Origin of the sequence: Micromonospora sp. 15K316 (genome assembly GCF_004348525.1) — a bacterium.
Lineage (GTDB): Bacteria > Actinomycetota > Actinomycetes > Mycobacteriales > Micromonosporaceae > Micromonospora.
Genome location: NZ_SMKG01000407.1, coordinates 1 through 1579 on the forward strand (window position 1 = coordinate 1; position 1579 = coordinate 1579).

The 1579-nt window shown below is 73.9% G+C and carries 2 protein-coding genes; one reads left to right on the forward strand and one right to left on the reverse strand.

Annotated elements, in window-relative coordinates; translation table 11 throughout:
- Window positions 1-228: 228 nt before the first annotated feature.
- The gene (locus E1211_RS31985; RefSeq protein ID WP_132353963.1) at window positions 229-1134 is read left to right on the forward strand and encodes an SDR family NAD(P)-dependent oxidoreductase; all 906 of its coding nucleotides are present in this window, start codon (window positions 229-231) and stop codon (window positions 1132-1134) included.
- A 59-nt stretch (window positions 1135-1193) separates the two neighbouring features.
- Here E1211_RS31985 and E1211_RS33645 read toward each other — a convergent pair.
- The coding region (locus E1211_RS33645; RefSeq protein WP_243709803.1) for a DUF4190 domain-containing protein at window positions 1194-1579 on the reverse strand (386 nt) is incomplete at its 5' end.

Below are 1579 nucleotides of genomic sequence, written 5' to 3' on the forward strand. Positions count from 1 at the left end.
GGCTGGGCGGGTACCGGTGAACCGCTCATCGGCAGCGTCGGATCGGCCGGCGAGCCGGGCTGCTGGCCCGATCCCGCCGGGTCGTTCCAACCGGACGGTGGGGGATAGGTCATGCGATCTCTCCAGTGGCTGCGTGTGCCGCCAGGGTAGCCAGCACCGCGCGAACCCGATGCCCCCCGCACCGGGTGCCGCGTTGCTCGTGCCGGTCGGAACGGGCAGGATCCAGGCATGGCAATCGACGCGCGCGCCGCGGACCGCTCCGGCAGTCGACCGAGACGGGACGCCAGCCGTCCGGGCTTCGCGCGACGCAACCGTGCGGCCGCACCGAACATCCCGGCCGATCAGGACGCGCCGGCCGTGCTGCCGGAACCGGCGACGATGCGGCTCGACGGCCGGGTCGCGCTGGTCACCGGAGCGGGCAGCCCGGACGGCATCGGTTACGCGACCGCCCGCCGCCTCGCCGACCTGGGGGCTCGGGTGGCCATCGTCTCCACCACCCGCCGGATCCACGAACGGGCGAGTGAGCTGGGTGTCACCGGGTTCGTCGCCGATCTGACCGACGAGTCCGAGGTGGGCGCGCTGGCCGACGCGGTCGCCGAACAGCTCGGCGACGTCGAGGTGCTGGTCAACAACGCCGGCCTGGCGAGCCGGGCCAGCCCGGAGGTGCTCCGCCCGGTCGCCCAGCTCAGCTACGACGAGTGGCGTGGCGAGATCGACCGGAACCTGACGACCGCGTTCCTGTGCAGCCGGGCGTTCATCGGTGGGATGTCCGAACGCGGCTGGGGGCGCATCGTCAACCTGGCGGCCACCGCCGGGCCGGTCAACGCGCTGCCCACCGAGGCGGCCTACGCCGCGGCCAAGGCCGGCGTGGTCGGGCTGACCCGGGCCCTCGCCATGGAGGCGATCGCCGACGGGGTGACCGTGAACGCGGTCGCGCCCGGCACCATCTACACGGCGGCGTCCACCATGGCCGAGATCAAACAGGGCCTCGGTACGCCGGTCGGGCGGCCCGGCACTCCGGACGAGGTGGCGGCGGCCATCGCCTTCCTCTGCTCGCCGGCCGCGTCGTACATCACCGGGCAGATGCTGGTCGTCGACGGCGGCAACAGCGTGCGTGAGGCCCATTTCGGCTGAGCGGGCCAGGGCGTCACGGGGTGCCCGCCCCGCCGCCGTGGTGCTGTGCCGGCGGATGGTCAGTAGTTGGCGCCGTCGCCGCCGGCGAGGATCACCACGGCGAGCCAGCCGCAGCAGGCGAGCAGCCCCAGACCGGTGAAGACGTAGCTGAGGATCAGCCCCCAGGTGGCGAGCTGGTCACCCTCCTCGCCGCTGGTGCGCAACTGCCGCTTCGCCAGGTGGCCCAGGACGATGCCGGCCGGCGCGAAGACGAACGCGAAGATCAACGACAGGATCGCGAGCACGTTGGTGCGGACCGGGCCGGCGGGCGACGGACCGTACTGCCCGTAGGGCGGCTGCGGGGCGTACGGCGGCTGCTGCCCCCACTGCGGGCCCGGCGGGTAGCCGCCCGCGTGATGACCGTACGGCGGCTGGTCCGGTGCGGGTGGGGCGGGCGACTGGTCGG